Genomic DNA, 16,720 nt, shown 5'->3' with positions numbered 1-16,720 from the left:
GGCTTCCGGTCCCGACGGCTCCTGTGGTTCCGACGACTCCTGTGGTCCCGGCGCCTTCGACACGTCCTTCGACACGTCCGTCGACAGAGGTGCGGACGAAGATGTCGACGGAGGCGTCGACGGAGGCGTCGACGGAGCGTCCGCCGGGGCCGAGACGGCCAGCACCCGTTCCAGGGCGGCCCGCGCGTCGGCGGGCCGCTCGTCCGGCTCCTTCGCCATCAGGTCGAGCACCAGCCGGTCCACGGCGGGCCCCACCCCGGACCGCGCCCGGCTCGGCCGCAACGGCACGTCGTGCAGGTGGTTGAACATCACGCCCGCCGCGTCCCCCATGAACGGCGGCCGCCCGACGAGCAGTTCGTACAGCACGCACCCCACGGCGTACAGATCGGTCCTGGCGTCCCCCGCACCGTCCCTGAACCGCTCCGGCGCCATGTACTGCACGCTGCCGAACGGGAGCTGGCCGGTGTGCGTCAGCCGCGGGTCGGCGGCGCGGTACGCCACGTAGCGCGCGATACCGAAGTCCACGATGCGGGCCCGCGAGGCGTCGCCCTCCACGGACACCATGATGTTGGCCGGTTTGATGTCGCGGTGCACGACGCCCGCCGCGTGTGCGACGACGAGCCCCCGGCACACGTCGGCGGTCCACCGCAGCGCGTCCGCCACGGGCACCCGCACGTCGTCCCGGAGGATCTCCTGGAGCGTCCGCCCGTCCACCAGCGCCATGACGAGGTACGGATGCGCCCCGTCGGTGCCGTGGTCGTGCACCGCGACCACGTGCGGGCTGTCGATCGCGGCGGCGACCCGCGCCTCCCGGCGGAACCGCGCCAGCGCCTCGTCGGCCTCGGCGTCCCCGCCCGCCCCGCTGCCGGACGGCCCGGCGCGCAGCACCTTGACGGCGACGTCCCGCCCCAGCTCGTGGTCGCGGGCCCGCCACACCTCGCCCATCCCGCCGGACCCGATGACTTCGACCAGCTCGTACCGCCCGTTGAGCCGACGCCCACGCACCCCGTTCCCCCTCCGCAGACCGTGCAGTGCCGTCGAGCGTAATGGGCGGGGCGGACAACGGCCGGGGCCGGAGGGGCGAACCGTCAGTCGCCGACGGCGAGTTCGCCGCTGAGGCGGCGGTGCAGGTGCGCGCTGGGCCCGTTCAGGCCGATGATCTCGACCTGCTTGCCGCGCTGCGCGTACTTCGTCTCGATCGCGTCGAGGGCGGCGACGGACGACGCGTCCCAGACGTGCGTGCCGGACAGGTCGATGACGACCTTCGCGGGGTCCGTGGCGTAGGCGAACTGCGTCACCAGGTCGTTCGAGGAGGCGAAGAACAGCTCCCCGGACACCCGGTACACGACCTGTCCGCCGTCGGGATCGACGACCGCGGTGACCTCGGCGAGGTGGGCGACCCGCCTGGCGAAGACCACCATCGCGGTGACGGTGCCGACGACGACGCCGATGGCGAGGTTGTGGGTGGCGACCACGACGGCGACGGTGAGCAGCATGACCGTGATCTCCCCGGCCGGCATCCGCCGGAGCGTCCGCGGGGCGATCGAGTGCCAGTCGAACGTCGCGAACGACACCATCACCATCACGGCGACCAGCGCGGCCATCGGGATGTCGGAGACGACCGGCCCGAAGACGATGCACAGCACCATCAGGAAGGCGCCCGCGAGGAACGTCGACAGCCGGGTCCTGGCACCCGACACCCGTACGTTGATCATGGTCTGGCCGATCATGGCGCAGCCGCCCATGCCGCCGAAGAAGCCGGTCACGATGTTGGCGATGCCCTGTCCGACGGACTCGCGGGTCTTGTCGGATCTGGTGTCGGTGATGTCGTCCACCAGCTTCGCCGTCATCAACGACTCCATCAGGCCGACCAGGGCCATGGCGAGCGCGTACGGGGCGACGGTGGTGAGCGTGTCGAGGGTGAACGGCACGTCGGGCAGCCCTGGCACCGGCAGCGCCGACGGCAGCTCGCCCTTGTCGCCGACCGTCGGCACCGCGATCGCCGCGCCGACCGTGACGACGGTCAGGACCACGATGGAGACCAGCGGCGCCGGGACCACTTTGGTGACCTTGGGGAAGAACACCATGAGGGCGAGCCCGGCCGCGATGAGCGGATAGACGGGCCACGGCACGTCGGTCATCTCCGGCAGCTGCGCCATGAAGATCAGCACGGCGAGGGAGTTGACGAAGCCGACCATCACGCTGCGCGGCACGAACCGCATCAGCCTGGCCACCCCGAGCGCGCCGAGGACGATCTGGAAGACGCCCGCCAGGATCACGCAGGCGACCAGGTACCCGAAGCCGTGCTCCCGGTTGAGCGGGGCGATGACGAGGGCGACGGCACCGGTCGCCGCGGAGATCATCGCGCGCCGCCCGCCGACGACCGAGATCGTCACGGCCATGGTGAAGGACGCGAACAGCCCGATCGCCGGATCGACCCCCGCGATGACCGAGAACGAGATCGCCTCGGGGATCAGGGCGAGCGCGACGACGAGTCCGGCGAGGACCTCCGTGCGCCACACCTTCGGGTCGGAGATCCAGTCGGGCCGGAGGCCGCGCAGCAGCGCGGTGGGGGAGAGCGCAGGGGCAGACAAGAGAAGCGGTACCTGTCGTGATCGGAGGCGGGCCCGGCCACCAGATAGGGGTGTGAGGGGCGTGGCATGCGTGCGGGAGGTTGCAGAAGGACCGTGTCGGCCCTGGCGCGGCGGAGACTCTACCCTAACGTTAGGGTAGAGATCGCGGCCGTTCCGGCCGGGACGTGCGGACGGCGTGGAAGGCGGGCGCGTGAGCGGCGTGCACATGCAGATCGGTGAGGTCGCCGCGCGGACGGAGCTGTCCCTGCGCACCATCCGGCACTACGAGGACTCCGGCCTCGTCATCCCCTCGGCCCGCTCCCAGGGCGGCTTCCGCCTCTACACGGAGGCCGACGTCGCCCGCCTCATGGTCGTCCGCCGCATGAAGCCGCTCGGCTTCAGCCTCGACGAGATGCGCGACCTGCTCGCGGCCACCGACCGCCTCGACTCCGGGGACCGGCTGCCCGACGACGAGCGCGCGCGGCTCCTCGACCGCGTGCGGGACTTCGAGCAGGCGGCGCAGCGCCGGGTCGCCGATCTGCGCACCCAGCTGGCCCGCGCCGAGGAATTCGCCGCGACGCTGCGCCGCCGCCTCCCGTAACTCCCGACGAGAACTCCCGACGAGAACTCCCGACGAGCCGGCCGGGTCCACGGGCTTCCGGCCGTCCGCACCTCGATCACTCGATTGCATAAACGTGCAGCGAGACGTATAGTCATGCCATCGAGGAGGAGGGTTCCATGGTGGTACGTGCGGCGGTGGCCGGTGCGAGTGGATACGCGGGCGGAGAAGTGCTGCGTCTGCTGCTCGCCCACCCCGAGGTGGAGATCGGCGCCCTGACGGGCAACTCGAACGCGGGGCAGCGCCTGGGCGCGCTCCAGCCCCACCTGTTCCCGCTCGCCGACCGCGTCCTCCAGGAGACCACCGCCGAGGTCCTCGCCGGCCACGACGTCGTGTTCCTGGCGCTGCCGCACGGGCAGTCCGCGGCCGTCGCCGAGCAGCTGGGTCCCGACGTCCTCGTCGTCGACATGGGCGCCGACTTCCGGCTGAAGGACGCCGCCGACTGGGAGAAGTTCTACGGCAGCCCGCACGCGGGCACCTGGCCGTACGGCCTTCCCGAACTGCCGGGCGGCCGCGCCGCGCTGGAGGGGTCCAAGCGCATCGCGGTGCCCGGTTGCTACCCGACGGCGGTCTCGCTCGCGCTCGTCCCGGCGTACGGGGCGGGGCTCGTCGAGGACGAGGCCGTGATCGTCGCCGCCTCCGGCACCTCCGGCGCGGGCAAGGCGGCCAAGCCGCACCTGCTCGGCAGCGAGGTCATGGGCAGCATGTCGCCGTACGGCGTGGGCGGCGGCCACCGGCACACCCCCGAGATGATCCAGAACCTCGGCGCGGCCGCGGGCCACCCGGTCTCCGTCTCCTTCACGCCGACCCTCGCACCGATGCCGCGCGGCATCCTCGCCACCTGCAGCGCCAAGGCCAAGGACGGCGTCACCGCCGAGTCCGTGCGCGCCGCGTACGAGAAGGCGTACGGCGACGAGCCGTTCGTGCACCTGCTGCCCGAGGGCCAGTGGCCCGCCACGGCCGCGGTGTACGGGTCGAACGCGGTGCAGGTCCAGGTCGCGTACGACGAGGCGGCCGGCCGCGTCATCGTGATCAGCGCCATCGACAACCTCACCAAGGGCACCGCCGGCGGTGCCGTCCAGTCCATGAACATCGCCCTCGGTCTCGACGAGACCACCGGGCTCTCGACGATCGGAGTCGCGCCGTGAGTGTGACGGCAGCCAAGGGATTCCAGGCCGCGGGCATCGCCGCCGGAATCAAGGAGAGCGGCAACCCGGACCTGGCCCTCGTGGTCAACCGAGGGCCCCGCCTGGCGGCCGCGGGCGTCTTCACCTCGAACCGCGTGAAGGCCGCCCCGGTCCTCTGGTCCGAGCAGGTCCTCAAGGGCGGACTCGTCTCCGCCGTCGTCCTCAACTCCGGTGGAGCCAACGCCTGCACGGGCCCCAAGGGCTTCCAGGACACGCACGCCACCGCCGAGAAGGTCGCGGACGTCCTCGATCTGAACGCGGGGGAGGTCGCCGTCGCCTCCACCGGGCTCATCGGTGTCCTGCTGCCGATGGACAAGCTGCTGCCGGGCGTCGAGACCGCCGCGGGACAGCTCTCCGAGCACGGCGGCGAGAAGGCCGCCATCGCCATCAAGACCACCGACTCCGTGCACAAGACCGCGGTGTTCCAGGGCGACGGCTGGACCGTCGGCGGCATGGCGAAGGGCGCCGGCATGCTGGCCCCCGGCCTCGCCACCATGCTCGTCGTCCTCACCACCGACGCCGACCTCGACAGCGAGGTGCTCGACAGGGCGCTGCGCGACGCCACCCGCCTCACCTTCGACCGGGTCGACTCCGACGGCTGCATGTCGACGAACGACACGGTGCTGCTGCTCGCCTCCGGCGCGGCCGAAGTCACCCCGGAGTACGCGGAGTTCGCCGAGGCCGTCCGCGCGGTCTGCGACGACCTCGGGCGCCAGCTCATCGGCGACGCCGAGGGCGCCAGCAAGGACATCAAGGTCGAGGTGATCAACGCCGCGAGCGAGGAGGACGCCGTCGAGGTGGGCCGCTCCATCGCGCGGAACAACCTCCTCAAGTGCGCCATCCACGGCGAGGACCCCAACTGGGGCCGGGTCCTCTCCGCGATCGGCACCACGAAGGCCGCCTTCGAGCCGGACGAACTGAACGTCGCGATCAACGGCGTGTGGGTCTGCAAGAACGGCGGAGTGGGCGAGGACCGCGACAAGGTCGACATGCGCTACCGGGAGGTCGTCGTCACCGCCGACCTCGCCGCGGGCACCGAGACCGCGACGATCTGGACCAACGACCTGACCGCGGACTACGTCCACGAGAACAGCGCGTACTCGTCATGAGCGAGACCGACAAGACAGTGCAGCCCGGCGCGCGGAAGCACACCGCGCTACCCAAGGCGCAGACCCTCATCGAGGCGCTGCCCTGGCTGACCCGGCACCACGGCAAGACCGTCGTCATCAAGTTCGGCGGAAACGCCATGATCGACGAGGAGTTGAAGGCCGCGTTCGCGCAGGACGTCGTCTTCCTGCACCACGCCGGTCTCAAGCCGGTCGTGGTGCACGGCGGCGGCCCGCAGATCAGCAAGGCCCTGGACCGGCACGGCATCGTCAGCGAGTTCAAGGCGGGCCTGCGCGTCACCACCGAGGACGCCATGGACGTCGTCCGGATGGTGCTCGCCGGACAGGTCCAGCGCGAGCTCGTCGGCCTGCTCAACCAGCACGGCCCGCTCGCCGTCGGCCTCACCGGCGAGGACGCGCACACCATCACCGCCACCAAGCACCGGCCCCGCATCGAGGGCGAGCTGGTCGACATCGGCCGCGTCGGCGAGATCACCGAGATCGACACCGGCGCCATCGAGGCCCTGCTCGCCGACGGCCGCATCCCGGTCGTCTCCTCGATCGCCCGCTCCCAGGACGACCACCATGTCTACAACGTCAATGCTGATACGGCGGCTGCGGCACTCGCTGCTGCGCTGGACGCCGAGACGCTGATGGTGCTGACCGACGTCGAGGGCCTCTACGAGGACTGGCCCCACTCCGACGAGGTCATCAGCCGGCTCACCGCCACCGAGCTCGAAAAGCTGCTCCCGGACCTGGCGAGCGGCATGGTCCCGAAGATGGAGGGCTGCCTGCACGCCGTGCGCAACGGCGTGCACACGGCCCGCGTCATCGACGGCCGGGTCCAGCACTCGATCCTGCTGGAGATCTTCACGGACGAAGGCATCGGCACGATGGTCGTGGCCGACGCGGAGGGGGAGACGGACTGATGGGCGGCACCGCAAAGAACGCGGAGTTGACGACGCGCTGGCAGGGCGCGCTGATGAACAACTACGGCACGCCCCGGCTGCCCCTCGTCAAGGGCGCGGGCGCCCGGCTGTGGGACGCCGACGGCAAGGAGTACCTGGACTTCGTCGGCGGCATCGCGGTCAACGCGCTGGGCCACGCCCACCCCGCGGTCGTCGAGGCCGTCGCCACTCAGATCGGCTCCCTCGGCCACGTCTCGAACCTCTTCATCGCCGAGCCGCCCGTCGCCCTCGCCGAGCGGCTCCTGCAGCTCTTCGGCCGGGACGGCGCGGTCTACTTCTGCAACTCGGGCGCCGAGGCCAACGAGGGCGCGTTCAAGATCGGCCGACTCACCGGCCGGCGCCACATGGTCGCCACCACCGGCGGCTTCCACGGCCGGACCATGGGCGCCCTCGCCCTGACCGGCCAGCCCGGCAAGCAGGATGGTTTCACCCCGCTCCCGGGCGACGTCACGCACGTCCCGTACGGAGACGTGGACGCGCTCAGGGCGGCCGTCACCGAGGAGACGGCCTTCGTCATCATCGAGCCCATCCAGGGCGAGAACGGCGTGGTCGTGCCGCCCGCGGGCTACCTCAAGGCCGCCCGTGAGATCACCCGCGCCACCGGCACACTGCTCGTCCTCGACGAGGTGCAGACCGGTGTCGGCCGGACCGGGCACTGGTTCGCCTACCAGGCGGACGAGGGCATCGAGCCGGACGTCGTGACGCTCGCCAAGGGCCTCGGCGGCGGGCTGCCGCTCGGCGCGACCATCGCGTTCGGCGACGCGGCACACCTCCTCAAGCCCGGACAGCACGGCACGACGTTCGGCGGCAACCCCGTCGCCTGCGCCGCCGGTCTGGCCGTCCTCGACACGATCGCGGGCGAGGGCCTCCTGGAGAACACCAAGGGCGTCGGCGAGCGGCTGACGGCCGGAATCGAATCCCTTGGCCACCCGCTGATCAGCCATGTCAGGGGCGCCGGGCTGCTGCTGGGTATCGTGCTCACGGGGCCGCGCGCACCTGCGGTGCAGCAGGCGGCCCAGGACGCGGGCTTCCTGGTGAACGCGCCCGCACCCGACGTCGTCCGGCTGATGCCCCCGCTGAACCTGACCGACGCCGAGGCGGACGCGTTCCTCACGGCGCTGCCCGCCGTCCTGGACGCGGCAGCGGCCGACGGGGAAGGATGATCCTGAGGAATGGGACGACGACGATGAGCAGCAAAGCGGAGAGAGACCTGCAGGCCGCGTCGAACGCGGCGCTGGCTCACGGCCCCGCCGTACCGCAGACACGCACCGCGCGTCACCGCCGGATCGTGGACATCCTCAACCGGCAGCCGGTGCGCTCGCAGAGCCAGCTGGCGAAACTGCTGTCCGACGACGGGCTGAGCGTCACCCAGGCCACACTCTCCCGTGACCTGGACGAGCTCGGCGCGGTCAAGATCCGCAACACCGGCGGCGAGCTGATCTACGCCGTGCCCAGCGAGGGCGGCTTCCGTACCCCGCAGGCCCCGCTCGGCGAGTCGGCGAAGGAGGAGCGCATGCGCCGCCTCGCCGGTGAACTGCTCATCTCCGCCGAGGCGTCGGCGAACCTGGTGGTGCTCCGCACGCCGCCGGGCGCGGCCCAGTTCCTCGCCTCTGCCATCGACCAGGCCGAGCTGCACGTCATCCTCGGCACGATCGCCGGTGACGACACGCTGATGCTGATCAGCCGGGACCCGGCGGGCGGTCAGGCGCTGGCGGACCACATGCTGCGGCTGGCGCAGAACGAGCACTGACGCGGACGCGGCCGGGGCCTCAGTCCTCGGCCGCGGCTCGCGCCCGGTAGGACATCCAGGCCGCGACCAGCGCGCCCGACACGTTGTGCCAGACCGAGAAGACGGCCGCGGGCAGGGCCGCCAGCGGGCTGAAGTGGGCCGTGGCCAGGGACGCCGCGAGGCCCGAGTTCTGCATGCCGACCTCGAAGGCCATCGCCCGCGACGCCGGCTTCCCGAGCCGCGCCACCTTCCCCGCGCCGTACCCGAGGGCCAGGCCGAGACCGTTGTGCAGGACCACGGCCAGCAGCACCAGGGCGGCCGCCGACTTGATCGCGTCGGCGCTGCCCGCCACCACCACGGCCACGATCACGGCGACGGTGAGCGCCGACAGCCACGGCAGCACCGGCAGCACCCGGTCCACGAACCGGCCGAGCAGCAGCCGCACCACGACGCCCGCGACGACCGGCAGCAGCACGGTCTTGAGGATGTCCGTCATCATCGACCCGGCGTCCACCGGCAGGTACTCGCCCGCGAGCAGCAGCGTCAGCGGCGGGGTGATCAGCGGCGCGAGGACGGTGGAGACCGTCGCGACGGACACCGACAGGGCCACGTCACCGCGCGCGAGATACGTGACGACGTTCGACGCCGTACCGCTGGGCGCGCAGCCGACGAGGATCACACCGGCCGCCAACTGCGGTGACAGGCCCAGTGCGTGGGCGATCAGCCAGCCGAGCCCCGGCATGATCACGTAGTGCGCGACGAGGCCGAGCCCCACGGCCCAGGGGCGCCGGGCGACGCCCCGGAAGTCGTCGAGCGACATGGTGAGACCCATGCAGAACATCACCGTGCCGAGCAGATACGGCACGTTCGTCCCCCAGCCGGCGAAGGTGCCGGGGGCGGCGAGGCCCCAGGCGCCCGCGAGGAGCACGAGGACGGGAAAGACGGTGACCGCGAGCCGGGCCGCCCGGTCGGCGGTCGCGGTCCCGGTGGCGTCGGTGGCGGATGGGGTCGTGTGTTCGGTTTCGCTGTGCACCGGGCGATGCAACGTCTCCGTGCCGGGGGCACGCAACCCTGTCTCGGCATTCGGTACGTGTATCCCGCACGTTTTGCCGAAATCGGTCCTGCGCGAGGCTCAGCCGCACTGGCCGACCGGCGTGATCGCGACGACCACCGCCGTTCCCAGCGTGACCTTCTCCTCCTTGCCGCCGTCCTCTTCGATGCGCAGCCGCACCCCGTCGCGCCCAGCCCCGAGGAACTCCCCGCATTGCTCACCGGTGGTCGTGGTCACCCGGACCAGGGCGTCGGGGGCGGACTCCGTGGTGAACCAGGCGAGCGTCACTCCCGCGGCCGCGAGGGCGATACCGGCGACACAGCACACCGAGGCCCAGCGCACAGCACGGGTCACCCGGACGATCTCGCCCTCCGTCCAGCGCCGCAACGCCTGACCGGCCAGCAGGACCCGGCTCCCCGGACGGCCGTGAGCTGCCCGCACGGCCAGCACCGATCCGGCCACCAGTAGCAGGAACGCCGCCGCGACGAGGCCCGACGCGAAGTACCGCGCGCGCTCCGGGAGTTGAGCCAGGTCGTCGCGGCCCTTGAGCGTGACGAGCACGGCGAGCAGCGTTGCCAGGCCGGTCAGCCCGTTCCGCCACCCCTCCGCTCGGCGCTGCAGCTCGGGCAGCTGCTGGAACTCCTGCTCGCGGGCGAGCGCCGACCAGCGGCGGTCGGTGGCACTCACGGCGCGGTGTCCACGGCCGACACGCGCCAACTCGCCCCGCAGCCCACGAAGGCGGCGTCCCCCGGTATCTGCGGATGGGGATGCCCGCACTCGCAGTAGTGCGACTCCTCGAGCAGGGCCGCCACGTCGGCGGAGAGCCCCGGAGGCGCCTGCTCGCCTCTCAGCCAGGACAGCACCCCCTTGGTGCCCGATCCGGGGACACCGTGCCGGTACTCGGTCCGTGTACGGCCGTGACAGCGCGGACAGTTGCCCTCAAGGGCGATGCCGAGTCCGTCCGCGGTGGGCCTGCCGCGGAACGGCGCGGTCGTCGTGCCCAGATCCCCTTCCGCGTACGCGGTGCCGAACGCGTGCGGTGTGCTAGATGCGTCAGGCATCCGTGGGCTCCTCGGTGATGTGCAGGCCGAACAGATCGGCGTAGTGGCTCAGTCGCTCCGCGACCCAGTGCGTGCTCTCCCCGACGGCATCGGCAGCGCGTGCCAGGTCCGCGGCCGTGAGGGAGCCTTCGACGGCGGGGGTCCGACCGTCCAGGTGCCGGGTGAGGATGATCAGGTCCTGCCAGAGGGGGATGACGTCGGGTGCGGCGGACAGGTCGGGGAGCGAGGTCAGGCGCGGGTCGCAGAGGGGGAGATAGGGCTCGATCCGGGATGCCGTCCTGGCCGGGGACTCGCCGATACGGGCCGCCGTGCGTACGAGTTTCAGGGGTGCGATGAAGGCCGAACCGTCGTCGGTGTCGGGCCAGAGCCGCTGCAGCACATGCAGGTCGTATTCATCCGGAATGCCACGGTCCAGCGCGGACAGTGCGGCCGGGGAGAGTTCGGCGATCAGCGCTCCCAAGGGGCGCAGGTGCTCCAACGACCGGTAGGCGGTGGCCGGATCGGTTCCCATCCGGCTCGCTCTGTGGGCGAGCAGGGGTGGTGTCAGAGGAATCCAGACCGCCTCGCCCGCTTCGTCGCTCCAGTCGCCGGACTCGTCGACATAACCGAGCAGGGTCGTGCAGTCCTCGCGAGAGGGCTGATACGTGCGGAGTTCCTGGGGGATGTCGGGAATCTCCAGGCCGAGGTCGTCCCGCTCCCGGAACAACGCGTCGACCCGGTGCAGAGGCTCCTGCAGCAGCGCGGCGGCGTTGAACAACGTGGCTGACGTGAACCGGTTGGCCGGAAAGTCGGAGTCATCGCTGAGGGGGTACTCCTTGCCACCGAGCGCGTACTGGAGATGGAGCGGAAGGTCGTCCCACAACTGAGCCACGCGATAGGCCTCGGGGATGCACACTCCCATGAGGCGAAGCTGGTCCAGGGTCTCGTCGGAGAAACCCTTGAGGAAGGAGAGCGGCGCCTCGACCGGGATGGCGCCGACGAACCTGTCGGACCTCCTGGCGAAGAAGCTGGTTTCGGGCGTAGGGCGGATCTGGCGGGCGGGGTGTCCCTCGGAGGAGTACCGGCGGGTGTACCGCAGATCGAGAGTCGCCGCGAGCGATGCCAGCGTGTCCTCCGCTTCCCCCAGCGTCATCCCGCGGTCTTCGGCCAGGGTGACGGTCGCGTTCCAGGACAGCATCGGCCCGAGGCCGTCCCGTGGGGTGACGGACCGGGACAGGAGCGCGAAGTCCTGTGAGGAGAGATCCATCCAGCGGAGGACCTCATCGAGAGCTGGTACGGTCCAGCCCAACCAAGCGTGCTCCCGGAGGACTTCGAGCACGGCGGCGGGGGAGTCCCCGGTCTCCTCGCAGACAGCGCGCACCTGCGCCGGCGTGGACACAAGGCGCGCCATCTCGGAGTGGTAGTTCTGCTTCACGAACAGTCGGTTGAGTTCCCCGCCGTCGCAGACGTGATGGAGGTGTCGTTCGGGAACGTCCGGGAGTCCAGGGGCCCCCAGCTTCTCGAAGGGCGTCAGTTGCGCGGCCAGCGTGCCGAGCGGCAGCAGGAGTTTCGCCGAGATCCGGGGGAGGTCGTGCGGAGCGGTGGGCACCCATCTCTCGCGCAGATAGATCGCCGAGTCGAAACTCCCCTCGAGCAGGCCGGCGAACGCCGCCTGCTCGTCGTCGGGCACGAAGTCGAGGCCGTGCGGCCGGGCGGGGTCCAGCGGCGGGATCCAGCACGAGGCCGCGATGAGCAGCCTGCGCTGCCTGCGCACCACTTCGGACAGGGGAATCCTTCGTGCGGCCGCCTTCTGGACCATGAGCGGCCAGAAGCGCGCAGGCATGGAGGCCAGCGCGGCGTCACCCGGTTCCGGCCGGGGGTAGCCGTCGAGCCGCTGTGGGCGGATGGGCGACTGACGCGTTCGCCTCACCGCACGAAGGACCGCCTGGCGCCAGCCCGCCAAGCGAACAGCCTCCGTGCCGTTGTTCGGGCGGGCGTTGACGATCTCGGCGTCCAGTGAGAACCACCCCACGACATCCAGATCATGCTGCTCGCCGGACTCCTGGGCGACGCTGAGACCGAGGCCGCGCCACTCCCGCCCCAGGACCACGGCCGCGTCGGGGTTCCGCTCGTCCACGTCCCACAGCCATTCCATGGTCAGCCTCGGCCATGACGACAGCGCGGTCGCGCCCAGGCGCCACTGCTCCGCGGCCCACTCGCGGTCGTAGTCCTGCAGCTCCTTGCGGCTCACGCTGAGGACACCGGCGTGCTCCCCGGTCAGATTGAGTACACACCCGAATGGCTTCTGATCGGTCACGATGCCATCGCACAGCATGGCGCCCTGGCCCTTCACCCACCACAGCGTGCCCGGCACGGCCTCCAGCGATTCCTCGCCGGCGTCGAGGGACGGCTGCAGGACACCCGGCCGCCACCGGTGGGCGCGGCCGTCCGCGTCGGACGCCGTGAGGTCGAACTCGCTGACCCTGACCAGCTCGCGCAGCACGGAGACGCACGACGCGCCGTCCGACAGCGCGCCGTCCCGCAGATACAGCCGGATCCGCGTGCCTCCGCCCGCCAGACCGTCGCCGGGGCCGGTGTGCTGCTGGATACGGAACAGGCTGCCGCTGCTGGGGATGTCGACGCGCAGCGCGTGCTCCGCGGGAATGCCCTCGGGGCTGACCTGACGGGTGAAGATCGTCATCTCCTCGGCCAGCATGAAGTAGCTGAACACCCCGATGCCGAAACGGCTGTTCGGGTAGAGGCGCAGCGCGGGGTCGTGCCGGAGCCAGCGGGCCTGTTCGCGCCGGAAGGACTTCGAACGCTCGAAGCGGCTGCCCGCGCGAGTGAACGTGTGCTTGAGCTGTTCGGCGCTCATCCCGACCCCGTTGTCCTGGCACTGGACGTAGCGTCCCCGCTCGTCCTCGCCCTCCGTGATCGAGATCTCGCCCGTCCAGTCGTCCGTGACGGTGCCCCGGCTGCGCAGATACCTCCAGCGCATCGCCCGGTAGCGGCACGCGTCCATGGAGTTCTGGTACAGCTCGCGCAGTGCCAGGTTCGGTTCGCCGCCGTAGAGCTGCTCGCCCATCAGAAGCTCGCGCACCTCCGTCTGGGCCAGGTGGAAGCGGAGCAGCGGCACGTCGTACGACGGCTGCCCCGCACTCCGGTTCGGGCGCAGATCGCGGTCGGTGACGCGGCGCGGCAGGCGTACGAGAAGTGCCTCCTCCTGCGCGGGCAGGTCGGCGGCGAGCTCAGCGATCTCGGCGACCAGTTCGTCGGCCCGGTCCACGACGTCGCTCAGCGCGGCGTGCACTGCCTGGTGCGGGCAGGGCGCGTCCAGATGCAGTACACCGTTCTCCCAGACCCAGCCGAGTTCACGGGCGACGCCGATCACCTGCTCGGGCAGGACCGGGTCGGTGACACCGAAGTGCTCGGCCACCACGTCGGGGAACCGGCGCACGTCCACGGCGAGTACGGCGGCCAGCCGCAGCAGCAAGGTCAACGGGCGTATCCGCAGAGCCTGATGACCGCCCGAGACGAGTACGCGCTCGGGCGTCGCCGCCGATGCGAGTCGGTCCGGCTCCTCCACGCCCAACTGCGCCGCCATCGTGCACAGCCCTTCGGCCGGTTCCTGCGCACGGTCGGCGGAGATGCCCATGGCCACGAGGAGATCCTTGGCGAGCACCTGGGTGACGGGCTCGTCGTCCGTCTCGAAGCGGTCGGCGATCCATCGGTGCACCAACCACATCGTCACCGCCGTGGCGTCCCGCTCGCGGCCGCGCGCCTGGCAATCGGCCGCCCTGCGCGCGACCGGCCGGTGCTGTTCGCAGATCTGCTCGTAGTGCCGGCGGAGGGCATCGGTGCCGGTCCGCCGGCCCAGCGTGTAGGGGTCTGCCTCGGCTGCCTGACTCAGCCACTCGGCCCAGGTGACCTCGTGCAGGAACGTGGCGGCCACCAGCGCCGCCACCTCGATCGCGGACAACGCGGCCGGTGCGGGCAGCAGTTGCGGAAGCCGCTCGCGCAACAGCCGTACGACGAAGGTGTCGTCGGCCCACGGATCCGTGTGCGGCAGGCGGCCCTGGGCGAGGTGCAGGGTGCGCGCGCACTGCTCGACGAATGTGGCCAGGCACTTCTTGAAGCGCTTCGCGTCCTCCTGCTGTGCGTCCTCCACCCTGGACCACAGGGGAGTGTCGAGCGCTGCCGCCAGCCAGTCCTCCATCAGGGAACGGCCGGAGCAGATCTCCGTGTCCCGCGCGCGTGCCTCGTCCTGGGTCACGTACTTGATCGCGGGCGTCTGGGCGAGACCGCTGCCGCGGGCGGCTCTCGTCGTGGCCGCGCGGGCGGCGGCGAACACCTCGGTGACCGTACGGGCGGGGCTGAGCGGGCCCAGTGCCTCGGCGAGCCCCTGGGTGAAGAAGCTGCCCTCGGGGCCGTAGCCGCTGCGCTCACCGCGCGCACACCCGGTGAGCACGGCGTAGTCGCCGCTCGGCGGCCCGCTGTCGATGCTGCTGCCGAACGGGACGCCGTCGCGCACGTCGTCGCTACGGCACGCGTCGATCACCCAAAGGACGGTTTCGGCCTTGCAGTCCTTCAGGAGGGAGCTGATCCCGGCGGGCAGCAGGGACTCGGTGTACAGCTCCTGCCAGACGCCGTCGCTGGGCCAGACCGCGTCGGCCGGCACCAGATAGTCCTTGCCGCCGACGGTGATGCCGTGGCCGGTGAAGTACAGGAGAACGGTGCCACCGGGTGGGACGTCGCGCGCGAACTCATAGATGCGCTTCTTCAACGTGCTGCGGTGGGCGTCCCGTTCGATCTCCACGTGGTATCCGGCGGGGACCAGCGCCGACTCCATGCGACGGAGATCGGCGTCGATCACTTCGTCGAGCGGTTCCAGACCCGCGGCCGGGCCGGATGCCCGCCCGACTCCCAACAGCAGTGCCCTGCGTGCCTCGTTCATGTCCCTCCCACCAGCAGAGGAACATGATGGCACCCGGGGCCGACAGCGCCGCGAGGTTCCACCGGACCAGGGGTCAGTACCGGGTGATCGCCGTGGCCCCGCCGGCCGTCCCGATCGCCATGTGGGGCGCCCGCCCCGGCTTCGCCCAGGTCAGGATCCGCCGCATGTCCGCCTTCGGCACCGAGACGCAACCGGCCGTCGCCGCGCGCCCGTTGACGTGCAGGAAGATGCCCGCGCCGCGGCCGCGCACCGGGCGGTGGTAGTTGAAGCCGATGACGAGCGCGTGCGCGTACTGCGTGCCGTAGTCGGCGAGGTGCTCGGACTCGGCGGCCCGGCAGTCGGCGGGGCGGGGCTGGGTCCAGCGGTTGTAGGAGCGGGAGTCGTTGTCCTGGCACCACCACGAGGAGCCCTGGACCCGCCGGTACGCCACCGTCGTGCCGCCCGGCGCCGCCACGGTGCCGAACGCGAACGGCAGGTCGTACAGGCCGGCCGGCGTGGTGTTCGTGCCCTGCTTGCGGCGCGTGCCCTCGACGAGCCCCTTCGCGCCGAACCGCGCGGGCGCCGAACCCGCCTTCACCCAGCGGCCGTTCGCCCGGCGGTCCCACCAGGTGACGGTGCCGGTGGTGGCGGACGCGCGGGGCGCCTCGGCGGTGACGAGCTGACTGCCGCCGCCGGTGTCCGCCATCCGGGCGGGCAGCGGGGCGGACGCGGCGCCGCTCGGCGGGGCGGCACCGAGCGCGGCGACGGACACGACGAAGGCGGCGATACCTGCTCGCAAAGGGCGCATGGTTCAGAACGTAGCGGGTGGCAAGGGCAGGGGCAGCCCCGGAAGTCCGTCCATGCTCCGCCCGATGTACTCCTTCTTCTGGAAGTACGCGTCGAGCGCCTCGTCGTCCTTGCGGGCGAAGTAGTCCCCGTGGAGCGTGCGCTCCTCGTCGTACGTCATGAAGGGCACGGCGAATCCGCAGGTGTCCCGGACGTGTTCGGCGTGCACGACGATGATCGCGCGCAGGCCGCTGCGGGTCACGTCGACGCCCTCGAAGTGACCGAGCAGCTCCGTGAACCGCGGGTCGTCGCGGAAGACGGGCTCGCCGCGGCCGTGCACCCGGACGATGTTCGGCGGCCCCTGGAACGCGCACCACATGAGCGTGATCCGGCCGTTCTCGCGGAGGTGGGCGATGGTCTCCGCGTTCGACCCGGCGAAGTCCAGGTAGGCGACGGTGTGTTCGTCGACGACGGCGAAGGAGCCCTTGAGACCCTTGGGGGACAGGTTGACCGTGCCGTCGCCGGACAGCGGCGCGGTCGCCGTGAAGAAGACCGGCTGCTCCTCGATGAAGCTGCGCAGCCGGCCGTCTATGCGTTCGTAGCTCTTTCCCATGCGGGAAGTATGAGCGCTGCGGAGGGCGCGAATCGTGCGGATCGTACGGACGTCCCCGGCGGTCCGCCCTTCCGCGCCGATTGACGAATCATGCAGAGTTCTGCATACTCATGCA

Annotated in this window: 14 protein-coding genes; 6 read left to right on the top strand and 8 right to left on the bottom strand. The window is 71.2% G+C overall.

Translation table 11 applies throughout. From position 1 onward, the window contains the following. Together M4J07_RS22040 and M4J07_RS22035 are read right to left on the bottom strand one after the other, a co-directional pair. Positions 1–1,005: protein kinase domain-containing protein (locus M4J07_RS22040; RefSeq protein WP_255974540.1), on the bottom strand; the 1,005-nt coding region annotated here is incomplete at its 3' end. Between the two features lie 83 nt (positions 1,006–1,088). Beyond that, positions 1,089–2,594, bottom strand: a complete 1,506-nt coding sequence (locus M4J07_RS22035; protein ID WP_255974538.1) for a SulP family inorganic anion transporter — start codon at positions 2,592–2,594, stop codon at positions 1,089–1,091. Between the two features lie 190 nt (positions 2,595–2,784). Between M4J07_RS22035 and M4J07_RS22030 the strand changes: the two genes are divergently transcribed. From M4J07_RS22030 to M4J07_RS22005, 6 genes are all read left to right on the top strand, one after another. Beyond that, the gene (locus M4J07_RS22030) at positions 2,785–3,174 is read left to right on the top strand and encodes a MerR family transcriptional regulator (RefSeq protein WP_255974536.1); all 390 of its coding nucleotides are present in this window, start codon (positions 2,785–2,787) and stop codon (positions 3,172–3,174) included. Between the two features lie 137 nt (positions 3,175–3,311). Beyond that, positions 3,312–4,340 (top strand): N-acetyl-gamma-glutamyl-phosphate reductase, encoded by a 1,029-nt coding sequence (gene argC, locus M4J07_RS22025; RefSeq protein ID WP_255974534.1) that lies wholly within the window; start codon positions 3,312–3,314, stop codon positions 4,338–4,340. Continuing rightward, positions 4,337–5,488, top strand: a complete 1,152-nt coding sequence (gene argJ / locus M4J07_RS22020; RefSeq protein ID WP_255974532.1) for a bifunctional glutamate N-acetyltransferase/amino-acid acetyltransferase ArgJ — start codon at positions 4,337–4,339, stop codon at positions 5,486–5,488. The genes argC and argJ overlap by 4 nt, the downstream gene beginning before the upstream one ends. After that, positions 5,485–6,414 (top strand): acetylglutamate kinase, encoded by a 930-nt coding sequence (gene argB, locus M4J07_RS22015; protein ID WP_255974530.1) that lies wholly within the window; start codon positions 5,485–5,487, stop codon positions 6,412–6,414. The genes argJ and argB overlap by 4 nt, the downstream gene beginning before the upstream one ends. Next, positions 6,414–7,616 (top strand): acetylornithine transaminase, encoded by a 1,203-nt coding sequence (locus tag M4J07_RS22010; RefSeq protein ID WP_255974528.1) that lies wholly within the window; start codon positions 6,414–6,416, stop codon positions 7,614–7,616. Before argB ends, M4J07_RS22010 begins: the two co-directional genes overlap by 1 nt. Positions 7,617–7,639: 23 nt before the next feature. Then, on the top strand, positions 7,640–8,203 hold the full coding sequence (locus M4J07_RS22005; protein WP_255974525.1) for an arginine repressor: 564 nt from the start codon (positions 7,640–7,642) through the stop codon (positions 8,201–8,203). Positions 8,204–8,222: 19 nt separating this feature from the next. Here M4J07_RS22005 and M4J07_RS22000 read toward each other — a convergent pair whose 3' ends face one another. From M4J07_RS22000 to M4J07_RS21975, 6 genes are all read right to left on the bottom strand, one after another. Continuing rightward, complete coding sequence (locus M4J07_RS22000) at positions 8,223–9,215, bottom strand: bile acid:sodium symporter family protein (protein WP_255974523.1); 993 nt, start codon at positions 9,213–9,215, stop codon at positions 8,223–8,225. A gap of 99 nt (positions 9,216–9,314) precedes the next feature. Further along, on the bottom strand, positions 9,315–9,920 hold the full coding sequence (locus M4J07_RS21995; protein WP_255974521.1) for a hypothetical protein: 606 nt from the start codon (positions 9,918–9,920) through the stop codon (positions 9,315–9,317). After that, on the bottom strand, positions 9,917–10,294 hold the full coding sequence (locus M4J07_RS21990) for a hypothetical protein (RefSeq protein ID WP_255974519.1): 378 nt from the start codon (positions 10,292–10,294) through the stop codon (positions 9,917–9,919). The genes M4J07_RS21995 and M4J07_RS21990 overlap by 4 nt, the downstream gene beginning before the upstream one ends. After that, positions 10,287–15,227 (bottom strand): caspase family protein, encoded by a 4,941-nt coding sequence (locus tag M4J07_RS21985; protein WP_255974517.1) that lies wholly within the window; start codon positions 15,225–15,227, stop codon positions 10,287–10,289. Before M4J07_RS21985 ends, M4J07_RS21990 begins: the two co-directional genes overlap by 8 nt. A gap of 73 nt (positions 15,228–15,300) precedes the next feature. Continuing rightward, positions 15,301–16,014, bottom strand: a complete 714-nt coding sequence (locus M4J07_RS21980; RefSeq protein WP_255974515.1) for a L,D-transpeptidase family protein — start codon at positions 16,012–16,014, stop codon at positions 15,301–15,303. A gap of 3 nt (positions 16,015–16,017) precedes the next feature. Continuing rightward, a complete protein-coding gene (locus M4J07_RS21975; protein WP_255974513.1) occupies positions 16,018–16,605 on the bottom strand; it encodes a pyridoxamine 5'-phosphate oxidase family protein in 588 nt (195 codons plus the stop codon). Positions 16,606–16,720 lie beyond the last annotated feature (115 nt).

The sequence above is a fragment of the Streptomyces longispororuber genome (genome assembly GCF_024448165.1).
In the GTDB taxonomy this organism is placed as follows: domain Bacteria; phylum Actinomycetota; class Actinomycetes; order Streptomycetales; family Streptomycetaceae; genus Streptomyces; species Streptomyces longispororuber_A.
This window is presented reverse-complemented; position numbering and strand designations above follow the sequence as displayed.

Bases quoted from the DNA above. Each gene is read 5' to 3' on its own strand.
- M4J07_RS21980 (WP_255974515.1), bottom strand. From the start codon at position 16,014: ATGCGCCCTTTGCGAGCAGGTATCGCCGCCTTCGTCGTGTCCGTCGCC.
- M4J07_RS22005 (WP_255974525.1), top strand. From the start codon at position 7,640: ATGAGCAGCAAAGCGGAGAGAGACCTGCAGGCCGCGTCGAACGCGGCG.
- argC (WP_255974534.1), top strand. From the start codon at position 3,312: ATGGTGGTACGTGCGGCGGTGGCCGGTGCGAGTGGATACGCGGGCGGA.
- M4J07_RS21990 (WP_255974519.1), bottom strand. From the start codon at position 10,294: ATGCCTGACGCATCTAGCACACCGCACGCGTTCGGCACCGCGTACGCG.
- M4J07_RS21975 (WP_255974513.1), bottom strand. From the start codon at position 16,605: ATGGGAAAGAGCTACGAACGCATAGACGGCCGGCTGCGCAGCTTCATC.
- M4J07_RS22010 (WP_255974528.1), top strand. From the start codon at position 6,414: ATGGGCGGCACCGCAAAGAACGCGGAGTTGACGACGCGCTGGCAGGGC.
- M4J07_RS21985 (WP_255974517.1), bottom strand. From the start codon at position 15,227: ATGAACGAGGCACGCAGGGCACTGCTGTTGGGAGTCGGGCGGGCATCC.
- argB (WP_255974530.1), top strand. From the start codon at position 5,485: ATGAGCGAGACCGACAAGACAGTGCAGCCCGGCGCGCGGAAGCACACC.